This is a genomic window from Candidatus Vondammii sp. HM_W22 (assembly GCF_022530855.2).
GTDB lineage: Bacteria > Pseudomonadota > Gammaproteobacteria > Chromatiales > Chromatiaceae > Vondammii.
The window spans coordinates 2,160,761-2,176,943 of the sequence record NZ_CP099567.1; the positions used below are offsets into that span (position 1 = coordinate 2,160,761).

The 16,183-nt window shown below is 51.5% G+C and carries 13 protein-coding genes; 6 read left to right on the forward strand and 7 right to left on the reverse strand.

Annotated elements, in window-relative coordinates:
* The first annotated feature begins 46 nt into the window (after positions 1 to 46).
* The 3 genes from MN084_RS11970 (at position 47) to MN084_RS11980 (ending at position 3,079) form a co-directional block, all read left to right on the forward strand.
* A complete protein-coding gene (locus MN084_RS11970) occupies positions 47 to 541 on the forward strand; it encodes a DUF4743 domain-containing protein (protein WP_320416407.1) in 495 nt (164 codons plus the stop codon).
* Positions 542 to 595: 54 nt separating this feature from the next.
* The gene (locus MN084_RS11975; RefSeq protein WP_330178064.1) at positions 596 to 898 is read left to right on the forward strand and encodes a hypothetical protein; all 303 of its coding nucleotides are present in this window, start codon (positions 596 to 598) and stop codon (positions 896 to 898) included.
* A 96-nt stretch (positions 899 to 994) separates the two neighbouring features.
* Positions 995 to 3,079, forward strand: a complete 2,085-nt coding sequence (locus tag MN084_RS11980) for a carboxy terminal-processing peptidase (RefSeq protein ID WP_241086252.1) — start codon at positions 995 to 997, stop codon at positions 3,077 to 3,079.
* 130 nt (positions 3,080 to 3,209) lie between these two features.
* Here MN084_RS11980 and MN084_RS11985 read toward each other — a convergent pair whose 3' ends face one another.
* The 7 genes from MN084_RS11985 to MN084_RS12015 form a co-directional block, all read right to left on the reverse strand.
* Positions 3,210 to 4,550, reverse strand: coding sequence for a S49 family peptidase (locus MN084_RS11985; protein ID WP_241086251.1), 1,341 nt, complete (start codon positions 4,548 to 4,550; stop codon positions 3,210 to 3,212).
* Between the two features lie 58 nt (positions 4,551 to 4,608).
* Positions 4,609 to 6,195, reverse strand: coding sequence for a phage portal protein (locus MN084_RS11990; RefSeq protein WP_241086250.1), 1,587 nt, complete (start codon positions 6,193 to 6,195; stop codon positions 4,609 to 4,611).
* A gap of 3 nt (positions 6,196 to 6,198) precedes the next feature.
* Positions 6,199 to 6,414: a gpW family protein gene (gpW, locus tag MN084_RS11995; protein ID WP_241086249.1), complete on the reverse strand. Its 216-nt coding sequence runs from the start codon at positions 6,412 to 6,414 to the stop codon at positions 6,199 to 6,201.
* 6 nt (positions 6,415 to 6,420) lie between these two features.
* A complete protein-coding gene (locus MN084_RS12000) occupies positions 6,421 to 8,397 on the reverse strand; it encodes a phage terminase large subunit family protein (protein WP_241086248.1) in 1,977 nt (658 codons plus the stop codon).
* Positions 8,369 to 8,881, reverse strand: coding sequence for a hypothetical protein (locus MN084_RS12005; RefSeq protein ID WP_241086247.1), 513 nt, complete (start codon positions 8,879 to 8,881; stop codon positions 8,369 to 8,371). Before MN084_RS12005 ends, MN084_RS12000 begins: the two co-directional genes overlap by 29 nt.
* A gap of 109 nt (positions 8,882 to 8,990) precedes the next feature.
* Complete coding sequence (locus MN084_RS12010; RefSeq protein ID WP_241086246.1) at positions 8,991 to 9,227, reverse strand: phage holin family protein; 237 nt, start codon at positions 9,225 to 9,227, stop codon at positions 8,991 to 8,993.
* Positions 9,224 to 9,529: a transposase gene (locus MN084_RS12015; protein ID WP_241086245.1), complete on the reverse strand. Its 306-nt coding sequence runs from the start codon at positions 9,527 to 9,529 to the stop codon at positions 9,224 to 9,226. Before MN084_RS12015 ends, MN084_RS12010 begins: the two co-directional genes overlap by 4 nt.
* A gap of 504 nt (positions 9,530 to 10,033) precedes the next feature.
* On the opposite strand from MN084_RS12015, the gene MN084_RS12020 reads away from it, so the two are divergent.
* From MN084_RS12020 to MN084_RS12030, 3 genes are all read left to right on the forward strand, one after another.
* Positions 10,034 to 12,895: a 2-oxoglutarate dehydrogenase E1 component gene (locus MN084_RS12020; RefSeq protein WP_241086244.1), complete on the forward strand. Its 2,862-nt coding sequence runs from the start codon at positions 10,034 to 10,036 to the stop codon at positions 12,893 to 12,895.
* A gap of 2 nt (positions 12,896 to 12,897) precedes the next feature.
* Entirely contained in the window at positions 12,898 to 14,115 is a 1,218-nt protein-coding gene (gene odhB, locus MN084_RS12025; RefSeq protein ID WP_241086243.1) for a 2-oxoglutarate dehydrogenase complex dihydrolipoyllysine-residue succinyltransferase, read from the forward strand.
* Positions 14,116 to 14,635: 520 nt separating this feature from the next.
* Positions 14,636 to 16,144 carry a fumarate hydratase gene (locus MN084_RS12030; RefSeq protein ID WP_241086242.1) on the forward strand — a complete coding sequence of 503 codons (1,509 nt, stop codon included), beginning with the start codon at positions 14,636 to 14,638 and terminating at the stop codon, positions 16,142 to 16,144.
* The last annotated feature ends 39 nt before the right edge of the window (positions 16,145 to 16,183 follow it).

Genomic DNA, 16,183 nt, shown 5'->3' on the forward strand with positions numbered 1-16,183 from the left:
GATGGATGTAATCCGGGATCAAATCAAGCAGAAGGAAAAATAGTCCATGGGATTTATCGACCACGTTCATGCCTGCAACTGTCATGATCCGGCCAGCTTTACCCCGTTTCGGATAGATGGGAAAACAGTGGGTCTGATACGGCCGTTTTTTACCGAAGTGCTGCAACGCTGGCCTGATGTGTTTGCGGTCACGGATACCGCGGTAGCACTTATGGTAGATTCCAATGATATTGAAGCGTGCAGTTCAGCTGTTGCCGAGGTTCTTCGGCAGTTGGTTGATGACGGGGTACTCAGCCATCTGCATGGTGAACAGTATGCCGCCACGGAGGGGAACTGGGATCAGGCGCTGTTATTTCTCGACCGTGCCGCAGCACCCTATTTTGGTACCCGTGCCTACGGCCAGAACCTGAATGGTTTTGTGCGGGATGAGGATGGGATGAAGCTTTGGGTTGCCCGCCACTCAGTGGACCAGATTCATTATCCGGGGCACCTGGATAAACCTAGTTGCTGGTGGCCTGCCTTACGGTATCCCGTTGGCTGAGAATCTGACCAAGGATGTTGGGAAGAGGCGGCGATACCTGCTGAGATAGCTTCTTTGGCTGTGCCGGGAGGCGCTATCGGCTACCATGTGGATACAGCAAAAGGGTTCAAACCGGATACCCTTTTCTGTTATGACTTGGAATTGCCGAAAGATTTTCAACCACGTTGTACCGATGGTGAAGTGGAAAGCTTTTATCTATGGCCGGTTGAGCAGGTTATGGGGAGCGGCGAGGAGTTCATGTTGAATTGTAATTTGGTGATTATTGATTTTCTTATTCGCCACATTTTTTTGGGGCCAGAGGATGACGATTACCTGAGGCTGCTCAGCAGCTTGCATCCTCCGCTTTCTGTATTCTAGTCGTGCCATGCTAGACTGAATCCATTTCGGCTGAAACAAAATAAGTCCTGAATGGTCCAATCGGACTAACGATACATGGAAGGTTTTAACTTACCTATGAATGCCAAAAGACTACTGCTATCATTTTTCATTCTCAGTTTCCTGGTTGCGGACGCTTGGTCCAGTGTCCGAGAGGTGCCACTTGATGAGCTTGAGTCTACCCGTGAGCAGCGGCAATCAACCCTGATTATACTCAGGGTAATCGAAAAATATCATTATAAAAAACACCATCTGGATGATGCCATGTCTGGCGCCATCCTCGACCGTTATCTTGAAGCCCTGGATCCGAATAAATTTTTTTTCAGCAAAAAAGATATACAATCATTTGAAGTGTATAGGAATTATTTGGATGATGCGCTGAAGAGCGCCCGGCTCGATCCGGCATTTAAAATCTTTAAAGTTTTTCGTCAACGGGTGGATGAGCGTATTGCCCATGCCCTGAAACTGCTGGATCAGGAGTTCGATTTCAGCGCCGATGAAACCTACCGTTTTGATCGTAGTGAGATGGAGTGGGTAGTTGATGCTGCGGCCCTTGAGGAGATCTGGAGAAAAAAGACTAAGAGTGAGGTGTTGAGCCTTCGTCTGAAGGATAAACCGGAAGATGAGATCAAAAAGACCCTGAAAGAGCGTTATCTGGGTCTCCAGAGACGCACTAGGCAGTTGGGTAGTAACGACGTTTATCAAAGCTTCATCAACGCCTACACCTTGAGCCTTGAGCCACATACCGCTTTTATGTCGCCGAGGGTGGCTGAGAATTTTGATATCAGTATGCGCCTCTCTCTTGAGGGCATAGGGGCGGTGTTACGTAATGAGAGTGAATACACGGTCGTCCAGCGGACGGTGGCAGGAGGACCTGCAGCTCTGGGTGGTGAGGTTCATGCAGGTGACAAGATTCTGGGTGTTGGACAGGATAGAGATGGCGAAATCGTAGATGTGATCGGCTGGCGTCTTCAGGATGTGGTTGACCTGATCCGTGGCTCCAAAGGCTCCATCGTGCGGTTGAGACTGCTGCCAGAGAAAGAGGGTAGTGGCGGCCGCTCCTCAGTAACCACGCTGGTTCGAAATAAAATCAAACTGGAAGATCAGGCGGCAAAGAAGAGCATTGTTGAGGGACTCAATGGTATGGGACCGGTGCGGATCGGGGTGATTGATCTTCCTGCTTTTTATCGCGATTTCCGCGGTATGTCAGAGGGCGAAAAGGATTTCCGCAGTACCACACGTGACGTTCGAAAGTTGACCGGTGAGCTGATGGATGAAGGCATCGATGGCCTGATTCTCGATTTGCGCCAGAATGGCGGTGGATCACTGGTTGAAGCCACCGAATTAACCGGTCTTTTCATCCCATCTGGCCCGGTGGTTCAAGTCAAAAATGCCAACGGTGAGCTGGATGTTGAACAGGATCCTGATCCTGCTCTGGTCTATGGCGGGCCTCTCGCTGTGCTGGTGGATCGTAACAGCGCCTCGGCCTCGGAAATTTTTGCCGGAGCGATTCAGGATTATAGACGGGGCATCATTATCGGAGAGCCTACCTTTGGTAAGGGAACCGTGCAGACATTGGTGGATCTGGATCGGTTTGTCCGAAAAGGAGGCGATAAACTGGGTCGTCTTCGTCTCACGATGGCGCAGTTTTTTCGGGTCAAGGGCGGTAGTACCCAGTTCCGTGGGGTCGTGCCTGATATCCTCTATCCTTCGGTCGACAGCTCAAAAAAGCATGGAGAGAGGGGATTGGAGAATGCTTTGCCCTGGGCACAGATCAAACCGACGGCATTTGAGATACAAGGGCTGGGTTCGTTGCAGAAATATCGCGGTCAGCATCAGAAACGTATCGAAAACGATCCAGGCTTCCGCTATCTGAAAGATCAGGCCCTCCTGCTGAACGAGGTGCGTGAGCGTACTACGGTCTCTCTTGTGTCGAAAACACGCAAGACGGAGTGGAAAGTCCGTGAAGAGCGCCGAAAAGCTCAGAGAAACCGTTTCCTTGTCGCTATTGGCAAGAAACCTCTCTCTGATGAAGATGAGGATAAGCGATCGGATAGTGATCAGAAGGATGATCCGGTTGCAAAAATTGCGCTGAATGAGGCGGCTCGCATACTCTCTGACTATATTGGAGACAAGATCCGTTCAGCCATGGTGCAGCAGTAAATTAGGCTACCTGGCAGAGAGTGATGGTTGCTTTTCTCGCCTGCTGTAAATTCGTGCAAACTAAGACCTTTTTGAAACTGCACGGTATTTTTCGGTATGATAGAAAACCCTCTGTATTCAGTGGCTTCTATTATGCAATGACCACTGGCTCAATAGCTGAGCCTGATGGGTAATCAGGATTACTTTTCTCCAGGACAGTTACCGGGTTAGCAACCGCCGGACCCTCACCCTCACCCTCAGAGCCAATACCAGGCTGATCAATGTTCGCCATGGCCTCATCCAATTTTCCGCTTCCATGAATCTGGGCCGGCATCCCAGCCAGCATGCCGAGCACGTCATTCACGCTCATGTCGGTTTTTGTCGCCAGGCTAACCGCCGAGGCAGTGCGCCCCTTCGCTGCCTCGCTCGACATAATTGTTGCAAACCGCGTACGCTCCTCAGCACGGGCAGCCGCCACAGCCTGAGACAGATCCTCGGCGGTGATGGTGGGTTTAGAATCAGTTGCGGTAACCTCAGGGGTATCAATCGCCGCTTGCTGTTCAGTTTTTTCTACCGGTGTATCCGGCGTTTTTTCCTCGATCATGCCTTTGTCCTCAGATGTTGTAAAAATACGCGCCGAATTGGCGGTGGTTGAAAATTCTTTGTTCAATCGGGCTATCATGTGGTCCGGTGTCTCGGTGCGATCAGCCAGCCCTGCTGCTACTGCCTCCAGCCCCATGAATGACCGAGCCTCGGTATCGCGCACCTGCTCCTCTGAAATATTGCGGTATTGGGCTACCGATGTGACGAACATACCGTAAATAGTGTCGATTTCTTTCTGTAGATCCTCACGTACATCATCAGGCAGTGCAGCGTATGGATGGCCATCGATTTTGTGATCACCCGCGTAAATATGGGTAACCGAAAGACCGGCTTTTTCTAGCTTTTTAGACATATCCACATGGCGTAGGACAACGCCGATAGATCCCGCGTAACCCATGCGCGTGATCGATATACTGTTGGCAGCCGCACCCAACCACATAGCCGCCGAATGCATGTGGCATGAGGCGATTGCATGCACCGGTTTAATGTTGGTGGCTATCTCGCGAATTTGATCAGCCAGCTCTGGAACCGGCGATGCCTCACCGCCAGGACTGTCGAAATTCATCACAATACACTCAACCTGGCTGTCATTTTTTGCCCCGGTCAGCATCCGGGAAATCTCTTGATAACCCAGAACCCAGGAGGAGTCAGCAGCCATTCCACCCCGATGCGCCATTACCCCAAAAATGTCGAGCACACCAATTTTTCCAATGACGCGATACCCAGGATCTTTTCTCCCTCCCGTGTCAGTCGTGAACATTCCCGGCATAGGTTTACTGGTATGTACGCCTAGCCGATCCTGGAGCCCATAAACAATGGCATCCAGTTTGCCGGGGTGAACCAATAGCGGCGTATTGAAAATACGCGATGCGATGTGTGTCAGATTCATTTCTTTATCCAATAAAAAGGGCACCTGAGGTGCCCTGTTGGTTGGGTGATTTCTGCTGTTATTCCTGCAATGGTTGTTCCGGTGTCTGGTAGCCGCGTACGTCAGCGCGATTTAGTCCCAGCTCAGACATGCGTTTTTTCTCGCGGGAGATCTGTTCCAAATTCTCCTCCCAGTCCTTACCACGGGCAGCACAGGCATCCTCTAGCGTCAACGTCCCCATGTCCATTTCCAGATCATCTGATTTATTCTCTTTCAGCGGGTCGATCTGCCCTTTAGCTGGGCCGATCCAACGCGATCTGCAATAGGCTGCTTTTGCCTCATAAAAATCCGGGCCGCCGGGCGGGAGTGGCACGTCGCCCTTATCAATCGCCTCTTCGAGCCATAGTTCATAAATACTCGATGCAAATCGGCCACCGATCAATTGACGGCGACCATTAAAAAATTTCCACACCTCTTGCAGTCCTGCGCGAGCACCGCTGTAGTTTGTTTCGGAGTAATCCCGCGCGAGCTGCTCATACGTCAAATTCCACCCGGCAGCCTGATTCCTCAAAAAACTTTTTTCAAACTCCGCGAAATTTGGGCCTGGATGATTGACCGACGACATATTCAACCGCTCGCCGGGATACAGATGCGGCACCTTTACCCCGTCCATCTTGACCGTTTTGGCACTATGAAAATCACCCATGGCGTCAATAAGGCCATCGGCAACTTTAATTGCATCATCGTTGCCCATAACCTCAGCCGCCTGGGCATAATTGAATTCAGTCTCGATGGTTGCGGCGAACATTGAATTGACCGTGGCCGCCTCCATGCTGATATCCTGGAATTTCCCCAGCTTGAAACTGTTGGCGATAATTGTTGCCAGTCCTGTTTTGCCACGCGTCTGCCCAGCACGTTCCTGCTCAAAAATATGAATAACTTGCGTGCGCCCCCAGGGAGTTTCTCGTGGAACACGTTTCCAGGTCTGTGTCTCCGCACCGGCAAATCGACTGTCACTTTGCATCGCGGAACGTATGTGGTAGCCCCGGGCAGCGCCCATCCGATCCAGGTCTACACCGGCACGTAAACGGTTGCTGTCAAACCTGCCTACAGGATTGCTCAGTCGTGCAGGCTCAACCATCTGGATTGCGGTTGAATAACGATTTCCGCGACCAGGCAACCATTCGGCAGTACCCAGGATGTCTCCCGCCATTAAAAACTGGCGATATCCCAGTCCCAACATTGAGGCCATCGTTAATCGGCGTGCCGCATCAATGTAGCACCCCGGGTCTTCTGACCACAGCCGGAATTTCGGTTCAACATAGCGGCGGGACCACTCAGCAGCCCATTCGGCATCCTGACCGAGCGCACGATAATCAGGTTTTGCAGATAGCCGAAGACCTGCACCAATAATATTATCCAGATGGATCTGGATTCCACCAGAGGCCATCGGATAATTCCGCGCCAAATCATAGGAGCGGGCGACCAACGTTTTCATGTCCGGCAGCAGGTCTGCATCAGCAGAACGCAACTGTGGCGACCACGACATCATTTCACGTTCATGCCGGGCACCACGATGTGCATTCCCCATCACCATTGGACGGCCACTGGCATCCAGCAGCCGAACATCACCATTTTTGTTATCGGTCGTTACTGGAATTTCCATTGATTAGCCCCTAAACATAATCGCGCCGCGACGGCCAGAACCGGTGCTACTCTCATCACATTCAACACCCAACCTGCTGATATAGGCGCTCAGTTTGTCGATATCTGCCGGGGTGTAGGTAGTCAGTCTCCCGTTGTAACTCACATTGACTATGCTCTCGCCCATCTGCAGGTTATGCAGTGCTGTTTTTGCCTCAGCCAACCGTGTTGTACAATCCATCATAAATTACCCGTTCAATTTGTTGGCCAGTGCCCCACGATCACGTTTTTTGCGAGGCGCATTCTTTGGCGACTGGTGCCCTGTAAAAAGATCAGACTGCATTAAATCGTGTTCCAAATTATCCCATTTTTCAGGTGTCATTAGGTGAACGCGCAACGCCCTTGCTGCGTGTAAACCGTACACCTCACAGTCTAAAACCTCGTTGCGGCGGCCGCTCTTTTTCTGCCACACCCGACGGCCTCGGATACTCCGATGCGGCGCTTTCACCTCGGAGGTTATCTGCTTGAAATAATCATTTCTCACATCAGCAAAATAATGAAATCGTCCGCCGCCGGATGCCTCTAGATTCAGTTGGCCGGCCAGCCAGTCCTTGGCTTTATTTGTCCCGACCATATAAATTTTGACGCCGTGACGATCCGCTTTCGTTTGCCGATTAGGGTTTCGGTGGTCAATCGATTTCGCCCGAGGCGTACTGAATATCTCTGGATCCTGCTGCATGCTGGACCCCTTCACCGCCATGATTAATACACTACTGCGCCTTTTCTGCCGGGTCCGAACCCAATGATAAACAGCGTCATTCGTTTGCCCATCCGACGAGTCAATCGACACGGCCGAGACAAACATCTGTTGCCCGTTGCTATGCGGAATTACTGAAAAAATAACCTCATCCAGTGCGTTCCACACAGCATCGTTTTTATCGACCGCCGTGTTGTCAACCCTCAATTCGCGCCAGGTCAGCAGCCAACTCTCCTCCCCCCGACCCCACGCCCGAATAATCAGCGCCAGACGATCATGCTGAACATCTATACTGGCGGTGATCAGCAGACCGCCATCGGGAACAACCATCTCCGGATAGTTTTGTGCTGCATCGCGCAGAACCGATTCGTCGGCCTGCTCATCTTTATACTCATATGGCCGACCGAGTTTACTGTTCTGAAATACGATGCGGGCCGACTCATCACCATTTGCCGCATCATGCTCAGCCTCCAGATAATCACGCACCACATCAGCAAGCTGGGTGCCAGGCATGCAGACGTAGAGTTCATTCAGCTCTTTAAAACCCACCACATTGCCAGACGTTTCCACTGTTGGAACCCAACCACACCAGGGATCACCCGCTTCATCAGCGGCACGGCAGGTATTCAAAACATTCTGCTGGCGGTTCCAGTCATCCCACACCGATCCACAGTGCGGGCAGACATACACGGCTGAATCAGGATCAGCACGTCGGAAAACAGGATGATCTGCCCCGCCTTCTTTTTCCAACCATTTGACGTGTTCAAAATCCAGTACATGCACATCGCCACAGTCATGACAGGCAATCGGTAATACCCGTTGATCGGAGATGTTGATATTCTCCTCAATACGGGACAACCCTTTGACCGCCGGCGTTCCACCCAATATCATTTTGCTGCGCCGAAATCGTTTCAGCCGCTCTTTTGCCAACCGGATTGCATCGCCCTGATCCTTTACGTTGTCACTCGTATCGTCCGGCTCTTCAACAATCACCAGCGGGCACGGCGTAGATTTCACACTGCTGGCGGAGTTTGACCCAACCAATTTGAGAAAACCGCCTACAAATTTCTTATGCATGGCGCGATTTCCCGCTTTGCGGCTGGTGCTGACATCCATCACAGCCGAAATAGCGGGCGTCGCCTTCACCGATGGCGTCAGCTTCTCGTCCTCAAATTCCCGTCCGGCACCCTCTTTTGGGAACATCATCAGGATAGCTGACGGCATGCAGGTGATCCGTTTCCCGAGAAACGCAATCAGTCCGAACGTCCACCCAATCTGAGCCGCTTTTTGCAAAACCACCACACGAACTTCAGGATCATCCAGAGCATGGAAAACTCCCCAGAGATAGGGTACGTAGTCCGGGTTATAGCAACCTGGCAGGTCTGCTCCCTCCTCCGGTAATCTGAAATATTTTTTTGCCCACTGCCGGGTTGGAATGTCAGGCGGCGGTATCCATCTCTCCGTCACCCTCATCAGCACTCTGTGCAGCGAATGTTGGGTAAGCAGCAATAGATTCGAAGGCAGCGGATGTATGTTCATCGATTAATTCCGGGTCCACAGTAATACCGTGTTTAGTCTCTATCCCGGCAATGATCCTCTCCAGTGCATGCATAAATTCAGAACGGGCGGATATTGCCCAACTACTCAAGATGGGCTCGATCTCCTGAACCGGAATAAGGTTTTTCACATCCCGATGAAACTGCAATTCTTTATTATCCGCATCAATCTCAGCCAGCCGCGTCCTAGCCCTGGCAAGAGCTTCCTGTTCATTTCCTCCCCTACCGGAGGCCTCTTTTCGCAAATGCTCGATATAAGCCAGTAGACAGATAATGTATGAACCGTTTTTTGGAATCGTTCCCTTACCCTGATGCTGACTCACGGCCTGCTGGGTTATGCCAACCAGGCGACCGAATCCGGTCTGGGTAGCAGGCTTGTCGAGACAATCAAACATCAGTGATCACCAGTGAGAGAATAACAACAACCCCCCATAGAGCTGTTCATCTGCGCAAAACCTGCGCCGTTGTGACTCGTATATTCCGGCATCCCTGGGAAGGACCCATTTACTTTTTCTTTCCATACCGCCTTTCAAGCGCAGCCTCGAATAGGTTGATCGCTCTGGCCCCCATGTGCCCTGATATAGCAATCAACACAGCGGAGAACAGCGCATCAATATTTGATATCTCACACATCCAGAATGTGATTACGCCAGCGAACGAGGAGGTGACCAGTTCTCCACCGAGTTCCATAATCGAAAATCGTCTTGATCTCTCTTCTCTGGCCTTACTGATATAGTTCACCAGCCCTCCCCTCGCGTATTGCGTTGCCTGGGTACTGGAGCGATAGCGGCATCTACAATCTGTCCCTTGCGAGCACTGAAGCCTGCTGCATCAATCCGGATCAACAGTTCTGAAAAGAGTTTATCAACAAGGCCCCGTTCTCTCAGACGCTTACGATATACCCAAACCGTTTTAGCATCGGGTACCTTACCCTCCGGGCTCAGCCCAAGAAAACGACAAAAGCTATAGCGAGCCCGTATTTGGAACTCTGTTTGATCATCGTTCAGATTGAATAAATGCTGCAGAACCAACACTTTGAACATCAGTATCGCATCGTAAGGTGGACGCCACCTTTACTGGGATCACTATTTTTATAAACTGAGCCCAACAATACCCCAAAAGCCTTCTAGTCTACGGTCCTTTCCAGCTTTGGCAGCGAGTCTCTCAACGGCTCAAGGACGTCAAATCAATCTTGATGATCAAAAAACTCGGTTGCATGGTTTTTATCAACGGTTGGTTGAATTGGTTACTAACTTGATCGCTGATTTGGCAGGTTTTTTAGAGGCTCCCTAAACCCTAATAAACCTTTACATTGCGTAAATACTCAACAATGCCATGCAGGTATTTGCACACTTTGAGAGAACCTATTGTATTCTCAGTGCTCCCTACCCTCATTCACACCGTTTTTCATACAGACCTCAGTGGAAAAATAGAATGTTTTCGGACGATTATAATATTTGCGAAAAAAACCCTTTAACAATTCAAACCTTATGCTACCATCCATTTTAATTGCTCTCAAAAACAGAAAATAGGTCAATCGTCCGAAAATGAGCGCACCATTGGAATTATTACGTACCACATCTGCACTCTCTGGCGGCAATGCAGCCTTCATTGAAGGTCTCTATGAGCGTTTCTTACAAGACCCTAATAGCGTCGATGAAGCCTGGAGGGCACACTTTGAGAACATACTGAAAGATTCAGCAAACGAGGCTCCTGATATTGCTCACGGACCCATCAGATCCAACTTTGCCCGTCTGGCCAGAGAGAAGCACCCCACTACTCGGATCAGCGCTGAAAGGATGTCCCCCGGAGCAGCTGAAAAGCAGGCAGTGGTATTACGCTTGATCAATGCTTGGCGAGTACGCGGACACCAGAATGCGACCCTTGACCCTCTGCAACTAAGAGAACGCGAGCAGGTACCTGATCTCGATCCCGGATTCCACCGCCTGAGTGAAACGGACATGGATACGGTATTCAACACCGGCTCGCTCTATGCGCCAGATCGCATGCCCCTGAGAGAGATCATCAAACTCGTCAAGGAGGTTTATGGCGAAAATGTCGGTTCCGAGTATATGCATATTACGGACACCCGGCAGAAGCGCTGGATTCAAAAGCGTGTGGAAGGCTACAGAACCAAAGCCGACCTGAATAAAGACGAAAAACTCTGGCTTCTGACACTTCTGACGGCATCTGAAGGCCTAGATAAATACCTACATACCCGCTACGTCGGCCAGAAACGCTTCTCACTGGAAGGGGCTGAGTCACTGATCCCAATGCTGGATGAATTAATCCAGCGAGGCGGCGGCAGCGGGATCAGAGAAGTGGTCATCGGCATGGCACACCGCGGCCGCCTCAACGTCTTAACCAATATACTCGGCAAACCCCCGGCGGATCTGTTCGATGAGTTCGAAGGTAGAAAAACGCCGGAACACCATAAAAGCTCAGGTGATGTCAAATATCATCTTGGTTTTTCCACTGACATCGAAACGCCTGGCAACTTCACCCATGTAGTTCTGGGCTTCAACCCGTCCCACCTGGAGATCATCAGCCCGGTGGTTGAAGGCTCGGTACGAGCACGCCAACAGCGTCGCGGTGATCACACCGGCGATGAGGTTATACCAATTCTCATCCACGGCGATTCTGCGTTCGCCGGCCAAGGTGTCGTCATGGAGACACTTCAGATGTCCCAGGCACGGGGATACGCCACCGGCGGCAGTATACATATCGTCGTCAACAATCAGATCGGATTTACCACCAGTAATCCAATGGACACCCGTTCAAGCCTCTACTGCACCGATGTGGCAAAAATGGTTCAGGCCCCGATTTTTCATGTTAATGGTGATGACCCTGAGGCGGTTATCTTCGTCACTGATCTTGCCCTGGATTTCCGCCAAAGATTCCATAAGGATGTGGTTATCGACCTCGTCTGCTATCGCCGACACGGCCATAACGAGGCAGATGAACCGGCGATGACTCAACCCCAGATGTATCAGAAAATCCGCCGGATGCCCACCACCCGCAGCAACTATTCCGACCAATTGATTGTCGAGGGTGTCATCACACCTGAACAGAGTCGGGAAATGGTGGAGGATTACCGCTCCTCACTGGAACAGAATTCAGTGGTATCTCGCCCCACGCTAGCAGATCTCAGCTTTCCTTATCACGTAGATTGGGCACCTTATCAACACGTTGGGTGGGAAGAACCTGCTGAGACGGCTATCGATGAAGAGAAGCTCTGCCAATTGGCGAAGGGGCTGCTGAGGGTGCCCGAAGGATTCGAACTTCACGGCCGAGTTTCCAAAATCATGCAGGACCGCCACAAAATGGCCTGTGGCGACCAGATGGTAGATTGGGGGTTTGGAGAACTTTTGGCCTACGCGTCACTCGTTGACAATGGCTATCCGGTCCGCCTCTCGGGACAAGACTGCGCCCGCGGCACATTTTCACACAGACACTCGGTGCTGCATAATCAGATAGATGGAGAGATACACATCCCGCTGCAACATCTCTCTGATACCCAGGCTAATTTTGTCGTTATCGATTCCCTGCTCTCCGAAGAGGCGGTACTTGGATTTGAGTACGGGTACTCTTCTGCAGAACCGACAGCGCTGACTATCTGGGAAGCCCAGTTTGGTGATTTTGCCAATGGTGCCCAGGTTGTCATTGACCAGTTTATCAGCTCCGGCGGCTCCAAGTGGGGTCTCTACTGTGGGCTCGTCTTGTTCCTTCCCCACGGTTATGAGGGCCAGGGAGCAGAACACTCATCCGCCCGGCTGGAGCGCTATCTGCAACTCTGCGCAGAACACAACATGCAGGTCTGCATTCCCACCACACCCGCCCAGGTTTTCCATATGTTAAGGCGCCAAATGGTGAGGCCGATGCGCAAGCCACTTATTGTAATGACACCAAAAAGCCTGCTGCGCCATCGCCTGGCCACTTCGTCACTGAATGAGTTTACCAAAGGCGAATTTCAACCGGTGATTGGCGAAGTGGATGACCTAGACCCAAGAGAGGTTGAGCACATCGTAGTCTGCTCGGGAAAACTCTACTATGAGTTGCTCGAGGCACGCAAAACGCGAGGACTGAGCAACGTAGCCATCATCCGTCTGGAACAGATCTACCCTTTCCCTCAGGATCAGTTCGATAAGGCCACCGAAAACTACACCCAGGCCAACAAGCTGATCTGGTGTCAGGAAGAGCCACAAAACCAGGGGGCATGGGACCAGATAAAACACCGTCTCTATAACCAGCTGGGTGAAGGCAAAAAAACCCATTATGTCGGTCGGCCTTCAGCTGCTGCGCCTGCCGTGGGCTTCTACCACATACATGCAAAACAGCAAGAAATCCTAATCGACGAAGCCCTCTCCGGGCTCATCAACCAATCCATGAACCCCAGGATGCCTACATAATCATGAGTACCAAGATTACTGTGCCCGCACTACCGGAATCTGTTGCCGATGCAACCATTCTCGCTTGGCACAAGAAACCCGGCGAAGCCATACAACGCGATGAAAATCTGGTCGACCTGGAGACTGACAAGGTAGTACTCGAAGTACCTTCTCCGGTAGATGGCGTACTGGGTGCGATATCGGCAAACGAAGGAGATACCGTACAAGCTGGCGATCTGCTGACGATTATTGAGGCAGGCAGTGCCTCTACCGCTGAAACAACTGGTGCTGCTACAACTGTTGCGCCTACTCCCGCTGAGGTGACCAACGAAACCGAGCCTGTTCTGACGCCTGCCGTCCGCCGCTTGGTCAAAGAGATGAATCTCGACCCCAATCAGATCAAAGGGACCGGAAAGGGAGGACGTCTCCTTAAATCTGACGTTATGGCCTACCTAGATGCAAAAGAGGCAGAAACAACCCACAGCAGCGAAGCCGAAAAGCCTTTGGAGTTAATAATCGCTCAGAGCGGTATCGAAGGGGAGCGTCCGGAGCAGCGGGTGCCAATGACCCGGCTCCGTGCCCGCATCGCTGAACGCCTGCTCGAGGCACAACGGAATGCGGCCATTCTGACCACATTCAATGAAGTGAACCTGAAGGCCATAAACGACCTTAGGTCGAAGTATAAGGGGAAGTTCGAAAAAGACCACGAAGTGCGTCTTGGGTTTATGTCTTTCTTTATTCAGGCCTCGATTGAGGCATTAAAGCAGTTCCCAATGGTCAACGCCTCCGTTGACGGGCATGATGTGATCTACCACGGCTACTATGATATCGGTATCGCCGTGGGATCCCCTCGTGGCCTAGTCGTGCCGATTCTGCGAAATGCCGATCAACTTAGTTTTGCTGAAACGGAGAAAGCGGTTCGACAGTTTGGAAAAAAAGCCCACGATGGCAATTTGTCATACGAAGAGCTTACCGGTGGCACCTTCACCATCTCCAACGGCGGCGTCTATGGATCGATGCTCTCTACTCCGATTCTGAACCCACCTCAAAGCGCCATACTGGGCATGCATGACATACTGCAACGGCCAATGGTCGAGAATGGCGAAATCGTCATCCGTCCAATGATGTATCTAGCACTCTCATACGACCATCGTATTGTCGATGGCCGGGAGGCAGTGCAGTTCCTTGTCACCATCAAGAATTTACTGGAGGACCCTACCCGCCTACTGCTCCAAATCTGACCCCGATGATACTTACCTTAGTGTCCATCCAGAGGCCACCAATAAAAGGATCGCAGAGGGTTTCTTTGCTTTTCAATAACGCCACACAAATGTTGACAGCAAGTTATGGAGCGTCCACTTCCATGAAGTGTAGTTGGCAGGGATGCCAACTTCAAGCGTACATAGAGGTATTCACAGCGTCTCTTGGCAGTGAACTCGCCATGACCTCTAACCACAGATTTATTGAGAACTTACATCGCAAAGTTATATCTTAAACAGCCTCTGATTAATTCTGGATCGGATAGATGACGAGTTAAAATCTTCCGGATCAAGGCGGAAATTGCCGATAATAGCTGGCTATTGCCAAGATTTTCAACGCAGAGCCGGGAGATTTCAGCCATCAGACACCGATTCATGAATTGATCAGAGGCTCCTTAAATTGAGCACCCAGACAGTTTGTAGTGAAACCATTGCACCCGCCTCTCTATCCTTATAAGGTTTATCCAGCCGAAATAAACTCACATAACGCCGGGACCAGATGATGACTACGATCAGACAGGATGACCTTATCCAGAGTATTGTCGATGCACTGCAGTATATCTCCTACTACCACCCGGTGGATTACATCCAGGCCCTGACCAAGGCGTGGGAGAGGGAGGCATCAGTTGCAGCAAAAGATGCCATGGCCCAGATCCTGGTCAACTCACGGATGTGCGCTGAAGGACACCGGCCCATTTGCCAGGATACAGGCATGGTGGTGGCCTTCATCAATGTCGGTATGGAGGTTCGCTGGGATACCCGGATGAGCCTGGAAGAGATGGTGAATGAGGGTGTCCGTCAAGCTTATAACCACCCGGACAATGTGCTGCGCGCATCGGTTGTGCGCGACCCTGCCGGAGAGCGAATCAACACCCGTGACAATACACCCGCAGTGATTCATACCCGCCTAGTTCCTGGAGATAAGGTAGAGATCAAGCTGGCGGCCAAAGGGGGCGGATCTGAGAACAAATCACGTTTCACTGTACTCAACCCATCCGGCAGTCTGGTGGATTGGGTTCTCGATGTGATGCCGACTCTGGGGGCTGGCTGGTGCCCGCCCGGCATGTTGGGAATCGGTATCGGCGGCTCTGCTGAAAAGGCGATGCTGCTGGCCAAAGAGTCATTAATGGAACCGATTGATATCCATGAACTCCAAGCACGAGGGCCAGCCAACCGCACTGAAGAGCTGCGCCTGGAGCTGTTTGAAAAGGTCAATGCACTCGGTATAGGCGCACAAGGACTTGGCGGCCTAACCACAGTCCTTGACGTCAAGATCAGTGATTACCCCACCCATGCCGCCTCACTTCCAGTTGCGCTGATCCCCAACTGTGCTGCCACCCGTCACATAGAGTTTACTCTGGATGGGAGCGGACCTGCTGAACTGCAACCACCCGGACCGGAAGATTGGCCCGAGGTAACCTGGGAGGCATCAGCCGGTGCCCATCGGGTTGATCTGGACAGCATTACCAAAGAGCAGATCGCCAGTTGGAAACCCGGAGACCGTATTCTGCTCTCGGGTAAACTGCTGACCGGCAGGGATGCAGCACATAAGCGCATTCAGGGACTGCTCTCCAAGGGAGAGCCATTACCTGACGGAGTCGATTTCAATGGCCGTTTTATCTACTACGTGGGCCCAGTTGATCCTGTAGGAGATGAAGTCGTCGGACCTGCCGGCCCCACTACCGCCACCCGTATGGATAAATTTACCGATATGATGCTGGGTGACACCGGCCTGATCGGCATGGTGGGCAAGGCGGAGCGTGGTCCTGCCGCACGCGAATCGATCAAACAACACGGCGCTGTTTATCTGATGGCCGTAGGTGGTGCAGCCTACTTGGTCGCCAAGGCGGTCCGCTCATCACGTATAGTCACTTTTGAAGATCTCGGGATGGAGGCTATCCGCGAGCTTGAGGTAAAGGATATGCCCGTGACCGTCGCCGTTGATAGCCGGGGTGAGTCGGTACACGAAAGTGGCCCGGCGGAATGGAAAATCACGATTGGCAAGATGTAAGCTAAGAGATCATCTACAAACCTTCCAAAACTAGCGATA

Coding starts and splice junctions, on each gene's coding strand:
- MN084_RS11970 (WP_320416407.1), top strand. CDS start 47: ATGGGATTTATCGACCACGTTCATGCCTGCAACTGTCATGATCCGGCC.
- MN084_RS12020 (WP_241086244.1), top strand. CDS start 10,034: ATGAGCGCACCATTGGAATTATTACGTACCACATCTGCACTCTCTGGC.
- MN084_RS11980 (WP_241086252.1), top strand. CDS start 995: ATGAATGCCAAAAGACTACTGCTATCATTTTTCATTCTCAGTTTCCTG.
- odhB (WP_241086243.1), top strand. CDS start 12,898: ATGAGTACCAAGATTACTGTGCCCGCACTACCGGAATCTGTTGCCGAT.
- MN084_RS12030 (WP_241086242.1), top strand. CDS start 14,636: ATGACTACGATCAGACAGGATGACCTTATCCAGAGTATTGTCGATGCA.
- MN084_RS11990 (WP_241086250.1), bottom strand. CDS start 6,195: ATGGAAATTCCAGTAACGACCGATAACAAAAATGGTGATGTTCGGCTG.
- MN084_RS12015 (WP_241086245.1), bottom strand. CDS start 9,529: ATGTTCAAAGTGTTGGTTCTGCAGCATTTATTCAATCTGAACGATGAT.
- MN084_RS12005 (WP_241086247.1), bottom strand. CDS start 8,881: ATGTTTGATTGTCTCGACAAGCCTGCTACCCAGACCGGATTCGGTCGC.
- MN084_RS11985 (WP_241086251.1), bottom strand. CDS start 4,550: ATGAATCTGACACACATCGCATCGCGTATTTTCAATACGCCGCTATTG.
- gpW (WP_241086249.1), bottom strand. CDS start 6,414: ATGGATTGTACAACACGGTTGGCTGAGGCAAAAACAGCACTGCATAAC.